We start from the raw sequence: 19,733 nt of genomic DNA, 5'->3' as shown, positions 1-19,733 counted from the left end.
CCCTCAATTCTTTTGAATATCAAAAAAGGCTGTCTTTTCAATAGGACAGCCTTTTTTAATTTCTTGTACCTTAACACTTAGAATGTTTATAGTGTAATTTGTACTTTTTTAGAGGTTTTCCCTTTTTTTAATATGACTTCATAAACAAAGTTTGGCGTTTCATTTATAGCGTAATCTATCGTGTAATGAATTTTGTGAAACTCCCAACCTGGATATTCTTTCGCCAATCCGCTGCTGAGCTCGTAGGGCATTCTTACATTATCGTAAAACTCGTCACATTTAATAATGGTCCCATCATTGTCGTAGATAGCTATAATATAATTCTCAGCCGATTTAAATACTACTGAATAGGTTTGTGAGGTCTTCGCATTATAAATAGACAGTGCACTAATGTCATAGTTGGCGGCTATAGATTGTAATTTTGTGGCTATAGATTGTAATTTTGTGACGCGCACAGCTTCTGGTTGTAAGGTCATTTCCGATAAATACTGTCCATTTTTGATTGCGGTTTTTTCAGAGGTTTCGCTGTGGCTATATTCAGGTGTAACCATTGCGAAATCATTTTGTGCGGACATCAGGCTGGTCATTCCTAAAAATATTAGACCGAGGATACATGTTTTCATGAGTGTAAGGTTTTAAAATTAAACGATTGTGTGACGCTATAAACACTTAGGAAATTTGAGGTATTAATTCCGATTTTAGGACATTACTAAATTAGATGAGATAGGCTTATATACCATATAATTGGTATAGACAGCTGATGCACAAACTATAGACAATTAATAGACACAGGGTGATTTATACCTTTAAATAGCTGTTTTATAGCGGATTACAAATTTTGAATAAAAGTATCCAAATCCACATCTTCGGAAAGATCAAGTTTTTTTCTTAGCCGGTAACGGCTTGTATTGAGTGAAGCCATTGTTATATTTTGGAGCGTAGCAATATTTCTACTTTCAATTTTCAGACGAATTAAAGAAGACAATCTAATTTCATTTTTGCTTAGGTTAGGATACATCGTCGTAAGTTTACTGTAAAAAGCATCACTTAATTTGTCTAACCGCTCAAAGAATTCCTGAGAATCACTGTCAAAAGTTATTTTATTCTTAATGTCCTGATTTAAGGATTCCAAAAGCGCTTCGTGATCTTCAGGACGGGCTGTTTTGATCGCTTCCAATTGATCTGCAAGGTGTTTGGTCCAGTCTTGATTTTGGGTCAAACTAATAGCAAAATCTGACAAATCGCGTTCTTTAGATTTAATTTCAGAATGTAGCTGCTTCACCTTTAAGGCTGCGTTTTCCAATTGTTGTTCTGCCAGCAATTGTTTGTTCTTGGCATTGATCAAATGTTGGCGTCTGCTTAAAAATAGAATCAATAAGATTAAAATAAACACAGAGGAGACCAACCCTATTAATCTTAATTTTCCGCGCTGACTTTTAACTTTATCCTCCTTTTCCAATTGATCAATCTTAAAATTAAGCGCAATCCTATCAATGGTGACGTCATTAAACTCCTTTTGCCAACGCTTATCGGTTATGGCCGCAACTTTATAAATACTATCTGCATAAGCATTGATGCGCCTTGCAGTGGCATAAGCAGCGTCAATTTTATGTTGTTCCTGTAATAGAAGCTGCTTCGCATTCAAAAATTCCAAGTATGATTCAGGATTTATTAAGTTTGAATTTTCCTGATTTGTTACAATCCGTTCCAATGCTGTAAAAGCCTGCTGAGCTTCGTCTAGCCTGTTTAGATGTATGTTGCTGGTTACTAATTGCGCCCCTGCACTGATTAAACGCGGAATGTCCTTTTCTAAGGTTCTTTCATTGATAGTGGTATTATAAAAATCAAAATTGAGTGCATATAGCGGTTGCGCTTTTTCATGAAGATTTTGATCAACATAAACATCGGCAATATTATCGCGAATACTCCCGATCAACGTATGCGTAGGGAATTTGGATTCTGTAATCTGATAAGCTTTTTGAAAATAATGAAGCGCTGAATCCAATTCTTTTTTATGCCAATATAAGAGCAATCCATAGTTGTTAATCGCAGAAGGATAATAGAAGTTATCAAGATTTCTGGTGAAGTCCATGTTCAGTTGATGCTGTTTTTCCGCGCTATCCAGTTGTCGAAGATTCGCATAATTTTCAGCAAGAACACTACGTGCATAGAACCGCATCACGTTATAACCTTCCTGATCCTCCGGTGATAGTTCATGTTCTACCAACTTATAGTGGCGAAAGAAGGCTTTATAGGATTTAATAGATTCTTTCGGAAAACCAATGTCTTTAAACCAATTGCCCGAATGCAGATAACTATTCAGTACAAATACGTGATGACCTTCAATCTGAGTTAAGAGGTCCATACGCTTAAAATGCATGGACAAATAATTTTGCAATTGGGTTTCATTAAATGACGTGCGCCTAAAAGTTTTTATATCATCTTCAGGAAATGAAATCGCCATGGAATCACTGATGGCTTTATATTGAATGAATGCTTCATCACTGGACAATGTCGCATTCTGTGCACATAAATGAGCATTTGAAAACCATAGCCACAGCAACACTGATAAATAATACTGTTTCAACTTAGATGACGTATAAACATTAGTTCCTCTAAAGATAAATATTTATAAGCACTAAATAATTGATAATCAACAATATTACATTAAGCACAATACCAAATTGATGGATTTCTAATACCTCCTTTTATAGCCTTGTCAGTTAAATAACTACGTCATCACACTTTAATATTCTGATTCACCCTAAATAGATTCTCAGGATCAAAAACTCGTTTTATTTTGACCAATCGCTCATAATTATGTTTATAACTGGCCTTTACTCGGTCTTCACCCTCCTCCATCATAAAATTGGAATACGCACCACCAGCAGAATAAGGATGTAATGCATTATAATAGTCTTTACACCAATCTGTTATTTTACTTGCATTTGCCTGATCAGGATCTACGCCAACATATACGCCTGCATATTTGGCATCTCTATAGGCCCATGGCGTTTCGTCCGCTCCTACTCTACTTGCAGCTCCGGATATAGGGTAGAGATGCATTTGAGATAACGGTGTTGGAATTTTAGATCCGAATTTTAAATGCTGGGCTCTTACTTCTGGGCCTAATTCATTAAAAAAGTCTGCTCTCCAATACCATTGAAGGCCTTTTGGCATTAACCCGTCAAATAGGGTTTGTAAGGCAGGATAAGGGATTTCTCCCACATGTGAAAAGACCGGATTTTGATCTAATACTGGCTTAAATATTTCGTCGAATTTATCGGGATCTCCCACATAACACCATACAATTCCACAGAACATTTTATTGTGTAAATGTTCAGGAAATGGCGATTTCGGAATAATCATCGTGGCAATAAATCCGTTTAAATCTTCTGTAACGTTTTTGATGAAACTATCATACCACGACATGACTTCTTCAACCTTTTCAATTGGCCATAAGGTTGGACCGCCCATTATCATTTTAACAGGGTGTGCTTGGAATTTAAAGGAAATCACCACACCAAAATTCCCGCCGCCACCGCGAATGGCCCAAAATAAATCGGTATTTTCTTTAGCGTTAACGGTCACAAATTTACCATCTGCCAATACCATATCGGCTTCCAATAAATTATCAATCGTCAATCCGTATTTTCGTGTCAAATATCCTATTCCACCGCCAAGAGTAAGGCCGCCAACACCAGTTGTGGAAACCATTCCTGAAGGAATTGCCAGGCCAAACTCATGAGTCACCTGATCTACTTCGTTCCAAATATTGCCACCTCCAACTTTTACAGTGCTATCGGATGTATTTACTTCAACGAATTTAATTCCTGATAAATCGATGACCAATCCGTCATTACATAATCCTAATCCTGCACCATTATGGCCGCCGCCTCTTATGGCAACCAACAGATTATTAACTCGACCAAAATTTACAGCGGCTATAACGTCCTCAACGTTTTCACACATCGCAATCAATCCAGGTCGTTTATCTATCATCGCATTATACACTTTCCGCATCTCGTTATAATCCGAATCTTCGGGAAGTACAACGCGACCATTTAATTGTTCCACAAAGGCTTTTATCGTATTTGGTGTAATTTCTTTTATCGTAGTTTTCATCTTATTTGGTTTTAAAACTGTTCCTCTTTTTATTTGGTTCATAACAAATGTAGATGAGAATAACCATCTTTAAATCAACATATTGACCAAATAAAAAGACTTTTAGACCAAGACGATCTTACAATCCACGAGAGAGGTAAAAGGAGTTAAAAGGAAAGTATATAGCGTCAAAACCGTTTAGTATTTGTCTAAATAGAAACTGGAATTGCGTAAATGAATTATTCTGGGAGGTATTGAAAAAAAAATGGCGAAAGCTATACCTTTCTATCTTTTCCAACATCAATGCCCATAACAAGTTTGATAACGGAAACGGCTACCAATAAGGCCAAAGCATAATTCCACGTCTCAGTAAGGTCATAAATTAAACCGACAATAAAAGGTCCTGTTGCCGCTATTAAATATCCGATTGATTGAACAATTCCTGAAAGTTCAGCAGCAGTTTCGGCATCTTTAGATCTTAAAACGATGAGCAATAACGCTAATCCGAATGTGCCGCCAAGGACCATTCCAATCAGGCCTACCCAAAGCTCAACCATTCCCAGTTCGGGTATCATTAACCCGATTAACGCGAAAACCTCAATGATAATTAAAGAAACAATAATCAAGCGTTGATCCTTTCTTGAACCGGCCCATACAGGAATAGCAATGGCACCGATAATTCCTGTTGCTTGTGATAAGGATAGCATCCAACCTGCATAAGAAGCATCAAATCCTCTATCAATCAAGATTGCTGGCAACCACGCTAAAATCACATAAAACGCCCACGACTGAAGCCCCATGTAGAGTGCCATTTTCCAAACCAACATGGAACCACTCAATTTCTTCATGGCCTCCTTGAAACTTCTACTTGGTACAGTACGGTTGATGCGTTTGATATTAGGAATCCAAATAATTAAGGCAATTACCGCCAAAACCGCCCAAACACTTAAAGATCCACGCCAACCTAAATTAAACTCAACAGCCAAAGGAAAACTCAAACCCGCAGCAATAGCAGCTCCAAGCGACATAATACCGGAGTATAAACTTGTAACAAATCCGGCTTTGTGAGGAAAATTTCTCTTAATTAACGCAGGAAGCAACACATTCCCAAAAGCAATGGCTATCCCCAACATTATTGTCCCTAAATACAATCCAAAGATGCCACCTAAGGAACGAATTATGATGCCCAGCGCCAGTAAAATTAAAGCAGATAAAAGGGTGTTCCCAATACCAAAACGCTTGGTAAATAACGGCGTAATTGTAGAAACGATACCGAAAGCTATTAACGGCAAGGTGGTGAGCAATCCTAATAAGGTTTCAGAAAGGCCAACATCAGCACGAATCATATCAACCAAAGGTCCAATACTTGAAAGTGCTGGTCTTAAATTAATAGCCACAAATAAAACCCCTACAAGCAATAGCGTTCGTGAAGCTTTGTTTAATCTGTTTGAATCCTGTGTTCCCATATCCATCAAAAATAAAGGACATATAAATGTCCTAGTTGTCTATGTTTCGCATTTGTTTTAAAAATTCAACCTTTACTTCTGTCTTATAAATAAAAATGCACCAACACCATGTGATGCTTTTACATTCCATTTTCTGATTGAAGTGCAAAAGGACATGCTAACAAAAAGATTACAAAATTAGGCTTTTGTTTTTAGAAGATCGAGAGATTATGATTATTGTGGTTACAAACGGGGCAGATAAATTAACTGCAAAGGTTTGAAGGAAGAATTCCATATTTTTTGTAGAAACACTTTGAAAAGTAAGCAGGCGAACTAAATCCCGTTTGATATGCGATTTCAGAAATGTTGGCAGATTGTTTTTCTAATAATAGTAGTGCTTTTTTTAAGCGATAATCTCTTAAAAACAAGTTGGGAGATTGGCCGACAACGTCAACAATTGTTCTGTAGAATTTAGATTTACTGTAACCAAGGTGTCGTTCGAAGTCATGCACATTTATAGAAGAATGCGCCCAAACAGCTTCTGTATATGCCATCAAATGGGTTATAAAATTTTCTTCAGAACTGTTTACAATCTGAAGAGCATTTCCATTTGGGATTGGCCTATTTTGGTTCTCCCCTTCGTAAAGATCTTTTAGAGCTCTTGTGATTGAAAAATCACCTTTTGCAATATCACTTAAATAATCAGAAGTTCTGATGGTGTCTTCAAAAATAGCTAGCTTGTCGGTTACAGGAACGCCAGCGCTGATCCCGATTTTCAATTCCAAATTAGGATTAATAGTTCTCTGAAACTCTTGAATTTTGATGCCGCATGTAATGGCATCGGTAACAGATTTAAAGGATATTAAAAAACTGTCTGCCTTATGTTTCACAATTCGGCCATTGCAGATTGCCGTAATTCTCTTTATAGTTCGTGAGCAATTTTTAATGGTAGTTTTTAAGAGGCTCGTATCGGTCGGAATTAAGTTTTTGCGATTCAATTTCACTACCATAATCGACCTAAATGCCGGCTCGTTGATGATGTTTAAACTGACGTCTTTTGATTTTTCAGGATCTTCTATCCGACCTAAAAAAGATTCCACTATAGCATCGTTCACCTGAATAATTCGCATCGGAATGGCACCATGGGCGTTTTTGTGCAAATTAATGACCGCTTGCTCATTGGGTGCATCAATTAAGCAAAAAGCAGTTTTTCGTTTTTCATCACACCAGTAGGTAAGTCCTCTACAATTGAATTTATGCTCTATACTCAAATCTGCCTGATGCATTTCAGCTACGTGTTGGGCCGAAATACCTTCAGGAAGTTCATGCAAATCCATAAATAAAGGCATAGTATTGATAATGAGACTGTAAGTTACAGTAATTAAATTAAAATGTGGCGTTTTAGCAGACGGTTTTCCAGCTGTACTCTATTATAATTAGGTGAACTATATAAAAAATCTACTTACAAATGCTTGATGGCTTTTAACTTAAACTATAAAAAAAAGCCCACCATTAATGATGAGCTCTCCTATAAAATTTACCTCAAATTCGAACATGTGTGAATCGATTTTAAAGGTATTCTTAAAAACTTAATTCATTTAATTATCGATAGCGATACCAATAGGCATAAGAATCTCTTCCATTTCCGCTATATTCAAACCTTGATTACCTGGTGTTCCAGACGCAATAACTTCAACCCCTTTGGTACCACGTGGCAATTCATATGATTCTCCAACAGACGAGGAACCATAGCCAAGATCTCTCATAGAACCTGCGGTAATTCTACTTAATGGATTTTCTCCTAAATTAAGATAACCTGTCATCAATTCGTTTCTTAAGACAGATTCACGCCAGTGACCTCCTGCAGTACCTGGACCACCGCTATTTTCTATAGGCAATTCAAACTTGCCACCTTCTGCGTTCCAGAAAACGTTGGCTTTGTCGCCTGTAAAATATGGATTGCTTGCAGGACCTGCTCTTAAAGATCTTCTGAAATTCCAAAGTGTACCTACACCCAAAACATGCCCCATTTCATGAACTATCACTTCTTCAAATAAATCTATCTCATCTAAAAATGCTAAATCAGCCACATCAAACTGCATCACTCCAGATAAGGTCAAATTATCACTATTACGCACATATCTTGGTCCAGCTGATCCAAGAATCCCACCTCTTCCGTCAATATTGACAAGAGCAACTTCAATAATGATATCATCGATGGTTCCCTCTATGGGCGGTACGCCAAGAAAAGCTGACGGAAGTGTCCCTGTAAAGGAAGGCACATCAGCAATGATAATGCGCTCCCAACGCGCAACAGCTTGAGCAAAAACTTCGCGTTGTCTTTCTGTTGTTGGTGTTAGATATCTCAATGTGATATCAAAGCGTCCTCTGTCATCAGGACTTCCATTTGCCTCTCCCTTGTAGTTTGGCCCAAAGCCATTTACGACCAAAAGTTCACTAGGATCCGGAATCAAGGTTAATACCTTGTTTTCAGCTGGGTCAATTTCTGAGTCAATAGCCGAGTTGGAGCACGAGGGAAATAAAAAAACGGAGGACATTAAACCAAGCGCAATAAGCCCTCGATAATTTTTTCTTAATGTGTTCTTCATAAACATGGATTGATTAATTGTTATTAATAATAAGTTTTTTTTTGATAGTCTTCTATCTTGCCTTCTAAAATAGTAAATATAACATTGCATTTTACAAGAATATTTACAGAATTAACAATGAATTTGTTAAATTTTATCACTTCAGTTATTTTTGGTAAAAATACTTCCTTTAAACACATCGTTGAGGCCATTTTTTACCATTCCGAAGCGAGTTAACCTGCTCATAAAAATCTGTTATTTTGATTTTACCGATTGTTTGCACTTAACAATTTTACTTATCTTGTCGCTCAGTGGTAAAAACAATCACGATACTACCAAAACACATGAGTATAACTGAATTTTTAAGCTCCATAGTACCTTTTACACAAGACGAATTGAATGACATCCAAAGTCATTTCAAAAAAGAATTAGTTCCCAAAAATCAGATTCTTGTCCATCAAGGTGATATTTGTAAAACCTTGTATTTTATGGAACAAGGTATGGGCAGAAGTTTCTACACTAATGAAAACGGAAAGGAAATTACCCAATGGTTTTTTGGGATTGGAAAATTTATGACCAGTGCCGATAGTTTTTTTCAACAAACACCGAGCTTGTACAATTTGGAAGTCTTGGTAGATTCCGTGGTATTTAGCATATCAAAAGAAGACATAGACCAACTCTTTGCGAAATACCACAAAATGGAAAAATTAGGACGATTGGTGACTACAGAAATGCTCACCAAAATTGTGAATAAACTGAACGCCATTCAATTTCAAACCGCCAAAGAACGGTATGATTATATGCTCGCTGAATTCCCTCAGATAGCCTATCAAGTGCCACTTGGCCATATCGCTTCTTATCTGGGTATGTCTCAGGAAACCCTCAGCCGCATCCGTAAGTAGAGCACACACTATTCACCATTTTGAAATCCACCTCACACCTACAATTTAAACCTAACTCCGTCATTTTTTGACATAGGTCAAAGGAAATCAAGATATTGATCCGTAAATTTGTCTGTACTTAAAACAAAGTAGCAATGAATTTACTCAAAAGTGTCTTAAAACTATTTTTGATGGTCGTGGCAATCGCAGTGCCAACGTCTCTATCAGCACAGCAATTGGATCCTGTGTTGCAAGAATTGATTCAGAAAGGCATCAATAAGAATCATCAGCTTAATTCCAACCGAATTGATGCCGCGCAAGCGCAAGTAGATCAGCAATTGGCGAAGTCTGTTTTCTTGCCAAAAATCACTCTTAACGGGAGCTACACAAGGCTGAATGACGACATTACATTTGATGAAAACACGCAAAATTTATTGATTGGGACTCAGAAATTGGTCATAAAGGATGCTATTGGGATTCCATTTAACACACCATTTCCTGACAATATTCCTTTAACGGAGGTTCCCAATCTTCAGAATAAAAACATTTTAAAATCGTCGGTGGATTTAGATTGGGTATTGTTTAGTGGTTTCGAAGCCACAAATGCCCTAAAAGCAAGTCAACATAAAGAATCGTCCCTAAAATATGTAGGACTGGCCGAAAAAGATAAAGTCGCTTTACAAATTATTGAAGCTTATGACAAATTAGCCTTGGTAAAAGCCTCTAAAAAAGTTCTTTCGGCATCTGAAGACTATTTAAAAGAACAGGTGTTTTATGTGAAAAAAGCGATTGAAAATGGCTTAGCGACACCTATCAGCAGGAAAAAAATTGAATTGGCGCAACAGCAATTGGCAGGTAAACAATTAGAGTTTGAACACAACAACATTTTACTGATTGAACTTCTACACCAATTGACAGGCGAAACGAAAGAAAATTTAAGATTGTTAGATCCAGAATTGCAATCCTTTGCAGTTTCAGAAGCCGCTAATGCTGAAAAGCGCAACGAAATTAAGGCTTTGGAAGAAGCTGAAAAAGCGACGCTTTATAAAGCTAAAATGGAGAAAAGCAGTTTTATTCCGAAAATTGCAGTGAAAGGTCATTATGAATTTATTGAAGACGATTTATCGCTCCTAGATCCTAAGTGGTTTATTGGCGCAGGTGTGCGATGGACTATTTTTGATGGTAACCAATCCCGATTGAACAGCAAAAAAACGCTTTTGGAAAGTCAAAGATACCGTGACCAAATAGAAGATGCTGAAGAGATGGTTGCTTTAAGTATTACAAAAGCAGAATTAACATATCAGGCAGCATTGCAAAACACCACAATTGTGCAGAAAGAAATTGAATTGGCAAATGACACTTACGAAATGATCAACAAACAATATAAAAACAATTTAGCGTCCATTAACGATGTGCTAGATGTATTAAATGATGTTGAAAAAGCCAATTTCAAACTACAAGAATCCTATTTTAACGAACGCCGTGCTGTAGCCGATTTGTTACACGCCAAAGGCATCCTCACTTACTAACCTTACAACAACTTAAGACATGAAAACATATACACACATACTTTTAGGCGCTTTTGCCCTACTCTCTTTAAACGCTTGTAAAAACGATAAAATCACTTCCAACCGCGGGAAAGTGAAATTTGAAACCATTGCAGTTAGCAGCAAAATTGGTGGACGAATTGAAAAAATTTACGTTGAAGAAGGTCAAACGGTTAAAAAAGGTGATACTCTAGCATTGATGAATACCCCTGAAGTCAATGCAAAACTTGCACAGGCTGAAGGAGCTATAACGGCTGCCAAAGGTCAATTAAATCTGGCTACTAACGGCGCTACAATTGAACAGTTGAACCAAATTGAAGGCCAATTAAACTCTGGTAAAGCGCAATTGGAGTTTGCCCAAGAGTCGTATAACAGATTGCAAAACATGTATCAGGATTCGCTGGTAAGCCAACAGCAATTTGATGAGGTACGTATGAAACTCAATATGGCTAAAGCTCAAGTAAAAGCTTTGGAAGCCAAGCGTGATGAGGTTAGAAAAGGAGCGCGTTCAGAACAAATCGCACAGGCACAAGGCCAATTGGACCGTGCCGTAGGTGCTAAGGAAGAAGTTCTGTCAGCCTCTGATGAACAATATATGATTGCCCCAGCAGATATGACTGTGGAGACCATCAGTTTAGAGGAAGGCGAATTGTTAACGCCGGGCTATACCATGTTTAATGGCTATAAAACCAACAGTCTCTATTTCAGATTTACCATTCCAGAATCTAAAATTTACGACTTCAAATTGGGTCAGGAATTGACCTTAATCAATCCTTATACAAAAGATGAGACAAGCGCTAAAATTGTCGCTATTAAACAAATGGCACAGTATGCTGACATTACCAGTACGGCGCCTTTATACAACTTGTCTGAGTCTATCTATGAATTGAAAGTGGTGCCAACATCAGATGTATCCAAACAAAAGTTTTATACTAACGCAACCATTCTTATCAAATAGTAACCCATGAAAGATTTCAAAAGCTTACTTAAGGTAGAATTCAAGCGTATTTTTTCAAATAGCGTATTGATGGCTATCTTTTTCGGAGCCCCAATTGGGTACGGAATTTTGTTCGGCTTTGTATACCAACAGGCCAAGGTTAAAGATTTACCGATTGTTATTGTAGATCAAGACCGCAGCCCGGTAACCGATCAAATTATTGATGCGTTTATAGCAAATGAAGGTTTGCTTGTAAAGGATGTGCGCCCAACTTCTGGGAATATTGTTGCCGAAATGCCTACCGAGCAATATGCGGCTGTTATTACCTTTCCTACCGATTTTGAAAAGAATGTGCTACAAAAAAAGCACCCTGAAATCCGCGTAGATTTGAACATGGCCAACATCGTTAACGCCAACACGGCGAGCAATCACATTAATACCGTGTTGATGACGATGAATGCAGGGATTGAAATTGAAGGATTAAAAAAACAAGGAATGCATCCAGACCAGGCCAAAGCTTCCTTTGAAAGTTTTAAAATCAACTTTAATAAGCTCTATAATTCTACCGGAAACTATGTGACGTTTATGTTGCCAGGGATTTTGGCTGCAATCATGCAACAAATTATATTCTTAGCAATGGCACTGGCGTTTTCAAGAGATTTTGAAGATGGGTATTTTGCTAATTTGGTAAAAAATCACAAGTCGTCGTTATACCTTATTTTCCTAAAAGCAACACCATTTTTAATCATGTTGCCTTTTATTTGGGGAATTGTTAGCTCATTTTTCCCATTTTTTAGAATTACGGCAGATATTTTTAATTTCCCAATGTTGGTCCTAACCATTCTGTTGACCTTGGCGTCTATGGCTATTGGAATGTTATTTTCTATCGCCATCCCAAGTCAGTTAAAAGCAACCGAATTATTGATGGTCATCTCTACGCCTGCATTTATTTTGAGCGGATTTACCTGGCCAACCGCTGCAATTCCTGAGGTTATTGCAAGTGTGGCGCAGTTTATTCCGGTGACGCAATTTTTGAGTGCATTTCGTAAAATCGCTTTTTATGGTGGCGATTTTGCCTCCGTATCTTCAGAAATCACAATGTTATTGCTCATTTTTGGAGTGGCATTTATAGCGATGGTGTTTTTGTTGCAATTAAAAATTAATAAAACGGCGAAAAAGGAAACTGTGGTTTTGGATGCTTAATCAATAACAATTAAAATGTTCCTGGTTGAAAGCGAACAACGAAGTGTGCGTTATTAAAGCCTTAAAAAAGGGAATGTGTCACATTTTGGTTACTTTTGACCGAATTAATTTACGTGTTAATATGAAGTTGAAGTACCTAATCATTTCCTTTTTAATCCTGACCCTCACCTATTCCTGTGGACAAAAACAAGAAAACGTCATCGCTATTGATGTGCTTCTCACGCTTCCCCAAGATGTATATAATCAAGCGGTCGATTTGAACAAATCGGTGCTTGAAAACAATCCAAACAATTTTACTTTAGACGCCCAACATATTCCCCACATCACCCTAATACAGGCCTATGTTAATGAAAGTGATGTACCTGAAATAGAAAAAGTACTCGTGGGGCTTTATGAAACCATAGAAAATGACACCCTTTTGGTGGACAAACTCCAATATAATAAGGGCAAACAAGCCAGTTTCGCTTCTATGGGAATTGAAAAAAGTGAAGCGCTCATGCGACTACATGAAAAGGTGATTAAAATTTTAGAACCGTTCAGTGTGAGCAATGGTTCCCAAGCATCGTATGTGCAAAATGAGGATGGAACGCCTATTGACGATTTTACAATTGCCTACGTACCGAAGTTTGTGAGTGATCACAGCTATGAAAACTATAATCCGCACATCAGTTTAGGCGTAGCAGATACGTCCGTTTTAGACAGTTTAGAGACCCACCATTTCCATCCCACTAAATTTAAGGCCCCTACTTTAGCGCTGTATCAATTAGGGAACTATGGGACGGCCAGAAAATTACTTTGGGAATCGAAATAATCGTCTAGTCCAACATAATAATTTGGCTTTTTAGTGCCCATTTGCCATCTTGCTCCACACTGCGGGTAACCGTAATTTTATTGACACCTGATTTCTTAAAAACATCAATAAGCTTTAAGCCTTTATGCACTGTGGTGTTAATGAAAATTGGTTCGGTAAGTAAGGCGCCATTGGTGGCATTAAACACGTATAAGGTCTTGGATGTGGGCTTGATATCCCAAAAACCAATCTCATCAGCACCATCTCTATTCAGGTCCTTGAGGTTTTCTAGCTCCGATTTATACGCGCCTTTTATGGTGATATTCTCTAAGTCGCTACTACTAAAAACGATAATGCTATCACACCCACCTTTACATTTTACGGCATCGTTATTTTGACCTTCAATAGTCTCTGATGCGATTATTTCCGGGGAAATGACCGTGGCGTAATCTGATAATCCATCACCATTAAAATCGCCAAAAAGCTGCCTTTTATTAGCTATAATGCGATTATTTTCCCGTGCCTTCGGAAAAATAGGAGCATCCAAATCGTTAACTGATTCAGCCACGCCTTCTCGTAGGATTCTAAAATCGCCGTTTTTGATGGTTACTGAAAGATAAGAATCGTAATCAGCTTCTATTCCGTTATACCTAACGTGTGTGGTAAAGGTCACCAAATATTTTCCTGCTTCTTCCGTAACTTCAATTTCATCGTTTAAAATACTTTGGGTATAGTCAGGAAATTGTTCAAATAGCATCTTTTTGTCCTGCATGACTTGTGCTCTGGTGCGTTGTTTCCCATAATAGGAGACCACATTCATGTAATTAGGCGCTAAGTAAGGCGATTTTAAAAGTGTATGCGCCTCATTCCATTGTTCTACAAATTTTCGTAGTTTATTTTCGTCATTAGAATTCACTTCTTTGCAGCCAAATAATAAGACGACAAACAGTAAGGAGATCACATACTTCATAAATTCATTGGGATTTTTGCTTATATAGGAATGCTAAAGATACGTGATTTTTTGATGAGCTGAAGCTAGAATTCATGTTTCTAACGCATCTACTTTGAGAAAATACAAGAAACATACAGTTACGAAACTCCAATTTTAAAACATCTTTAATGAGGTGCGCGTTTTTTTGACACGAATTTCACGAATTTCACGAAATTTTAAATCTAAAATTAAAACATAAACATTTCCACCAACCAAGTCTTGATTCTTGATTCTAACAGCGAAGCGGTCTTGATTCTCTATTCTAACAGCGAAGCGGTCCTAATTCTATTGGACACGAATTTCACGAATTCCACGAATTTTAAATCTAAAATTAAAACATATACACTACATCCCATCCAAATCTTGATTCTTGATTCTAACAGCGAAGCGGTCTTAATTCTTAATTCTATCAGCGAAGCGATCTTAATTCTTAATTCTATCAGCGAAGCGGTCTAGATTCTTGCTTAATCTTCTCAAACACTTCCTTAAACAAGCCACGTGCAATCAATATTTTCATGATCTCGTTGGTTCCAGCGTAAATTCTGGCCACACGGTTATCGGCATACATCCGCGCGATTGGGTAATCCCACATATAACCATAACCTCCAAACAGTTGTAGACATTCGTCCACCACTTTACTGTGCATATCGGTGGCGGAATATTTTGCCATAGAAGCGCTTTCAGCAGTGAGTTGATGTGTCGATAACAATTCGGTACAGCGGTCTAAAAAGGCTTGATGTAATTGTAGTTGCGTGGCACATTCGGCCAACTTGAATTGGGTGTTCTGGAAACCGGCAATAGGTTGTTTAAACGCCGTTCTGGTAGAGGTATAAGCAATGGTTTTTTCTATGGCACCTTCTGCCCCACCAATGGCGTTTAGTGCTACTGTTAAGCGTTCTCTGGCCAATTCAGTCATCATGATTTTAAAGCCTAAACCTTCTTCTCCCAATAAATTTTCTTTGGGGACTTTGACATTGTCAAAAAACAGCTCGCAGGTATCTTGAGCTTTCATGCCTATTTTCTTAAACGGAATGCCCTTTTCAAATCCATCCCAAGCACTTTCCATAATCAATAAGGACACGCCTTCTTTTTCTGTCCCAGGATGGGTTTTTACAGCAACAATAGACATGTCGCACATATACCCATTGGTGATAAAAGTTTTCTGTCCGTTTACCAAATAATGGTCGCCTTTGTCAACAGCGGTGGTTCTTATGGCTTTTAAGTCGCTTCCACAATTGGGCTCGGTCATGCCTATGGACGTGATCATTTTACCGGAAGCCATTTTTGAGAGGTATTTCTCTTTTTGAGCCTCCGTCCCATATTTTAAAAGGTAAGGTGCTACAATATCTGAATGCAATGAAAACCCTGGGCCGTTAACTCCTTCTTTGCCTAATTCTTCAATAAAGAGCGCACTAAAACTAAAATCCAGTCCACTGCCACCATACTGCTCGGGCATGTCAATGCACAACAAGCCCAATTCGCCAGCACGTTCCCAAATCTCGCGACTGACCATGCCATTTTTTTCCCATTCGTCTATATGATCCATGATCTCATTTTTTATGAAATCTTGAATCATTTGTTGCATCATTTTATGTTCTTCTGAAGCATAAATTTGACGTTCTATTAAAACATTTTGTAACATGGAAAGGTTATTGTTAGTGGATTAATTCAAGTCTTAAACAGATTCTAGTCTCTATGGCGTCTTTTGCTCCTTCTCCATAATATATAAAAGATGATCAATAGAATGGGCAGAATGATATAGACGATCAGATCAAAGGGGTTGGAAAAATCCATAGGACTGTTATCATCTGGGTTTCGAGTTCCTTGAGGTAATTGGATGAGTAATGAATATAGTAAGTTTAGCATTTTTTATGAATAAATGATTAGCACTCAATTTACGGAATAAATCAGTGAATATGAATTAAATAGTAGCCGATTAAGTGCGGCTATAAAATAAAAAACCGTCCCGAAGAATTCGGAACGGTTAGATTTTAATAATTAGTTGTGTTTATGCTTCGCGCCGCAACACCTCTAACGGTGAGCTTCTCAACACGGTTTGAATGTTACTCAAGCCAATGGCCACCACCAATAAGGTAATACCTGGTAGAAACACTACAAACGGAATTAGTGAGGGTATAAAAGGTTCTTTAAATACGAAAAGTGCCAAACACAAACTGCTGATGAGGGCAAGGATAATCCCTACCAAACTTCCCAACAACCCTAAAAACACATATTCAAAAGCTGAAATTTGTAAAATCTGTGAATTTTTTGCACCCAAGGTTCGGAGTAATACACTTTCTTTAATCCGTTGGTATTTGCTGGTTCTTACGGAGCCAATCAAGACAATAATTCCCGTAATGATACTGAAAAAGGCCATAAAGTTGATCACCCAAGAAACCTGATCTAAAATATCCTCCACAAGTGTATATACCTGGCGCAAGTCAATGATGGTGACATTGGGGAAATTGGACACCAAATTCTGTTGCAGCGCTGCCGAACTGGCATCGTCAGGTACAGATGTGGTCAGCACATTAAATTGTGGTGCCTGTTCCAATACACCTGCAGGAAAAACAATGGTAAAATTGAGTTGCATTTGTGCCCAATCTACTTTACGGATACTGCCTACGGTGGTTTCCATCAATACACCTTGAACATTAAAAACTACAGGATCGCCTACACTCAGTTTGGCATCATCAGCTAAATTCTCTGAAATTGAAATGGCTATAGGATCATTGGCATTGATTTGGGAAACCCACTCGCCTTCTACCACTTCCTCGGATGGCGTCAAGGCATCCCGATAGGTCGTTCTAAACTCATGGTTTAAGACCCAACCTCGAATTTGGAGAGTGGTATCTTGACGCAATTCATTCACCAATTTTCCATTAAGGCTGTGCATTCGCATGGTGACCAACGGAATGTTATTAAGAACAGATAAACTGTTAGCCGTAATAGTTTGAGCTACCGAATCCAATTGCGGCGGTTGCACATCTAAAACAATGATGTTGGCATTTTCTGAAGTCTGCCCTACTTCTGTCTTTGACAACAGAATGCCTTTAGTGAAATACAGGGTGCTGATTAAAAATGTTCCCAAGCCAATCGCAACCACTAAAACTACAGTTTGATTGTTGGGGCGGAATAAATTTAGCAAACTTTGACGCGCGGTGAAATTCCAGTGCTTAGGAAAAAAGCGTTTTACGGCTCTGATAAATCCTAAGGCGACTCCGGCCAAAATCATAAAAGTAATCACGGTACCGGCCACGAATGCCAAGGCATAAAGTGGCTCCTTTATCAACCACAATGAAAATAAATACAAGAACACCAATATGGCTCCAAATACAAGAAGTCGGATTTTAGTAGGTTCTTGAGAGGCTTTTTCATCCACGCGCAGCACATCCAAAGGTGATACATACCAAGTGCGCAATAAGGGCAACAGCGCAAATAATACGGACATGAACAGCCCTAAAAACACCCCAATCAAAATAGGTGCTGGCGTAATATTGATGACCAGTGTGAACGGTAAAAAGTCTTTAAGCAGATATGGAAATAATTGTTGAAGTCCCACACCAATCAGCGAGCCTACCAGTCCGCCAACAATTCCGATACCCGCAATTTGAATCAAGAAAATCAGAAAACTTTGAAGTCGGGATGCACCCATACATTTTAAAACAGCGATGGCCCGTAATTTTTCTTTAATATAAATATGTACGGAGCTGGCAATACCAATACACCCTAATAACAAGGCAATAAAAGCGGCTAAATTTAAGAATTTGCCCACGTTGTCGTAACGCCTTCCTAAGCGGTTGGTAGTACTGGTATGTGTGTCTAAATCGGCATTCTCCAAATCGAGTTGCGGCTCTAAGTGATCTTGAAGTTGTTTCAGATTAACAGTATCTGAAACTTTATAATAATATTGGTATTCCTTTCGGCTTCCAAATTGCAATAATTGTGTGGCTTCTATAAATCGATACGGAACAACCACTGGCGGCGCTACAGAACTCGAAAACGCAGAACTTCCCGGAATCGATTTTAATGCGCCGGCAATTGGAAGTGTCAGTTCTCCAATCTTGATGGAATCTCCAGGGTTTACGTTAAACTGCAACATTAAAGTGGCATCCACCAGCACGCCACCAGATTCTTGGTAGGTTCTGGAAACAGCAGATGGCTCTGTATCGAGGCTTCCATAAAATGGAAAACCACCTTCAAGGCCACGCACCTGTACCAATTTTGTGCCGCCATTTTTTGGAAACGCAATCATCGATACAAACTTGACTTCAGAAGCGTCAGGCTGTAAAGAATCGATAATGGCTTGCGCACGTGCAGTAGGTACTTGTCGAGAATCAATGATAAAATCAGCACCAATCAAGTTTTTTGACTGACGCTGAATATTGTCTTTTAAATTCGTACTAAATAATTGAATCGATACCACGGCAGCAATGCCCAAAATAATGGACGCCATAAATAAAAGTAATCGTACTTTACTGGCTTTGGCATCACGCCAAGCCATTTTAAAAAGCCAAGGTATTTGTAAGGAAGTGTTGTTATCGGAATTATTCACAGTTCAGTAGTCAGTTGATTGGTTACTATTTTGCCGCCTTTAAGTTTTAGGATTTGTTGGGTTCGGTTGGCCAATTCTAAATCGTGCGTGATGATCACCAAGGTGGTGCCATTTTCTTTATTGAGGTCAAATAATAATTGAATAACCTTCTCTCCTGTTTCTTCATCTAAATTCCCTGTTGGTTCATCAGCAAATAAAATGGATGGTGAATTTGCAAACGCGCGCGCTAGGGCCACACGCTGTTGTTCGCCACCCGAGAGTTGCGACGGATAATGGTGCACTCGATCACCGAGTCCTACTTTTTCCAATAAAGTCCTACTTTTCTGGGTGGCATCTTTCGCGCCCTGTAATTCTAAAGGCACACTTACATTTTCGAGGGCGGTAAGGGTTGGTAACAACTGAAAATTTTGAAAAATAAATCCAACGTTTTTATTCCGCAATTGTGCGCGTTGGTCTTCATTTAAGCTATTTAAATTCTGTCCACATAACTCCACATTGCCGGCATTAGGTTGGTCTAAACCAGCACAAATTCCTAACAAGGTGGTCTTTCCACTACCGGAAGGTCCGACAATTGAAAAGGTTTGGCCCTTCTCAACCTCAAAAGAGATGTCGTGTAAGACCGTCAATTGTTTGTTACCACTGGTATATGTTTTTTCCAACCCGGTTATCTTTAATATCTTTGACATTTAATT

At 38.3% G+C, this 19,733-nt stretch carries 15 protein-coding genes; 5 read left to right on the top strand and 10 right to left on the bottom strand.

The features are described from left to right. Window positions 1–86: 86 nt before the first annotated feature. The 6 genes from Q0947_RS02900 to Q0947_RS02875 all read right to left on the bottom strand — a co-directional run bounded on the left by Q0947_RS02900 (window position 87) and on the right by Q0947_RS02875 (window position 8,158). Window positions 87–623 (bottom strand): hypothetical protein, encoded by a 537-nt coding sequence (locus Q0947_RS02900; RefSeq protein WP_299391124.1) that lies wholly within the window; start codon window positions 621–623, stop codon window positions 87–89. 206 nt (window positions 624–829) lie between these two features. After that, window positions 830–2,587, bottom strand: coding sequence for a tetratricopeptide repeat protein (locus Q0947_RS02895; protein ID WP_299391121.1), 1,758 nt, complete (start codon window positions 2,585–2,587; stop codon window positions 830–832). A gap of 152 nt (window positions 2,588–2,739) precedes the next feature. Further along, window positions 2,740–4,125, bottom strand: a complete 1,386-nt coding sequence (locus Q0947_RS02890; protein ID WP_299391118.1) for an FAD-binding oxidoreductase — start codon at window positions 4,123–4,125, stop codon at window positions 2,740–2,742. A gap of 254 nt (window positions 4,126–4,379) precedes the next feature. Continuing rightward, a complete protein-coding gene (locus Q0947_RS02885; RefSeq protein WP_299391116.1) occupies window positions 4,380–5,570 on the bottom strand; it encodes an MFS transporter in 1,191 nt (396 codons plus the stop codon). A gap of 242 nt (window positions 5,571–5,812) precedes the next feature. Next, window positions 5,813–6,898, bottom strand: a complete 1,086-nt coding sequence (locus Q0947_RS02880; RefSeq protein WP_299391114.1) for a nickel-binding protein — start codon at window positions 6,896–6,898, stop codon at window positions 5,813–5,815. A gap of 249 nt (window positions 6,899–7,147) precedes the next feature. Next, window positions 7,148–8,158: a leishmanolysin-related zinc metalloendopeptidase gene (locus Q0947_RS02875; protein ID WP_299391112.1), complete on the bottom strand. Its 1,011-nt coding sequence runs from the start codon at window positions 8,156–8,158 to the stop codon at window positions 7,148–7,150. Between the two features lie 323 nt (window positions 8,159–8,481). Here Q0947_RS02875 and Q0947_RS02870 point away from each other — a divergent pair, with 323 nt between their 5' ends. From Q0947_RS02870 to Q0947_RS02850, 5 genes are all read left to right on the top strand, one after another. Then, a complete protein-coding gene (locus tag Q0947_RS02870) occupies window positions 8,482–9,039 on the top strand; it encodes a Crp/Fnr family transcriptional regulator (protein ID WP_299391109.1) in 558 nt (185 codons plus the stop codon). 134 nt (window positions 9,040–9,173) lie between these two features. Further along, the gene (locus Q0947_RS02865) at window positions 9,174–10,547 is read left to right on the top strand and encodes a TolC family protein (RefSeq protein ID WP_299391106.1); all 1,374 of its coding nucleotides are present in this window, start codon (window positions 9,174–9,176) and stop codon (window positions 10,545–10,547) included. A 19-nt stretch (window positions 10,548–10,566) separates the two neighbouring features. Further along, window positions 10,567–11,523, top strand: coding sequence for a biotin/lipoyl-binding protein (locus Q0947_RS02860; protein WP_299391104.1), 957 nt, complete (start codon window positions 10,567–10,569; stop codon window positions 11,521–11,523). A gap of 6 nt (window positions 11,524–11,529) precedes the next feature. Continuing rightward, window positions 11,530–12,705, top strand: coding sequence for an ABC transporter permease (locus Q0947_RS02855; protein WP_299391101.1), 1,176 nt, complete (start codon window positions 11,530–11,532; stop codon window positions 12,703–12,705). A gap of 25 nt (window positions 12,706–12,730) precedes the next feature. Next, window positions 12,731–13,516, top strand: coding sequence for a 2'-5' RNA ligase family protein (locus Q0947_RS02850; RefSeq protein WP_299391098.1), 786 nt, complete (start codon window positions 12,731–12,733; stop codon window positions 13,514–13,516). A 4-nt stretch (window positions 13,517–13,520) separates the two neighbouring features. Here the strand turns inward: Q0947_RS02850 and Q0947_RS02845 are convergent, their stop codons facing one another. The 4 genes from Q0947_RS02845 to Q0947_RS02830 all read right to left on the bottom strand — a co-directional run bounded on the left by Q0947_RS02845 (window position 13,521) and on the right by Q0947_RS02830 (window position 19,727). Continuing rightward, on the bottom strand, window positions 13,521–14,465 hold the full coding sequence (locus tag Q0947_RS02845; RefSeq protein ID WP_299391096.1) for a hypothetical protein: 945 nt from the start codon (window positions 14,463–14,465) through the stop codon (window positions 13,521–13,523). A 460-nt stretch (window positions 14,466–14,925) separates the two neighbouring features. Continuing rightward, window positions 14,926–16,128, bottom strand: a complete 1,203-nt coding sequence (locus tag Q0947_RS02840; RefSeq protein ID WP_299391093.1) for an acyl-CoA dehydrogenase family protein — start codon at window positions 16,126–16,128, stop codon at window positions 14,926–14,928. A gap of 366 nt (window positions 16,129–16,494) precedes the next feature. After that, window positions 16,495–18,990: an FtsX-like permease family protein gene (locus Q0947_RS02835; RefSeq protein WP_299392769.1), complete on the bottom strand. Its 2,496-nt coding sequence runs from the start codon at window positions 18,988–18,990 to the stop codon at window positions 16,495–16,497. 47 nt (window positions 18,991–19,037) lie between these two features. Continuing rightward, complete coding sequence (locus tag Q0947_RS02830) at window positions 19,038–19,727, bottom strand: ABC transporter ATP-binding protein (RefSeq protein WP_299391090.1); 690 nt, start codon at window positions 19,725–19,727, stop codon at window positions 19,038–19,040. Window positions 19,728–19,733: the final 6 nt, after the last annotated feature.

Origin of the sequence: uncultured Gelidibacter sp., from assembly GCF_947500795.1 — a bacterium.
In the GTDB taxonomy this organism is placed as follows: Bacteria; Bacteroidota; Bacteroidia; order Flavobacteriales; family Flavobacteriaceae; genus Gelidibacter.
The sequence above is the reverse complement of the archived record's forward strand: the minus strand, read 5'-3'. Positions and strand labels throughout refer to the sequence as shown.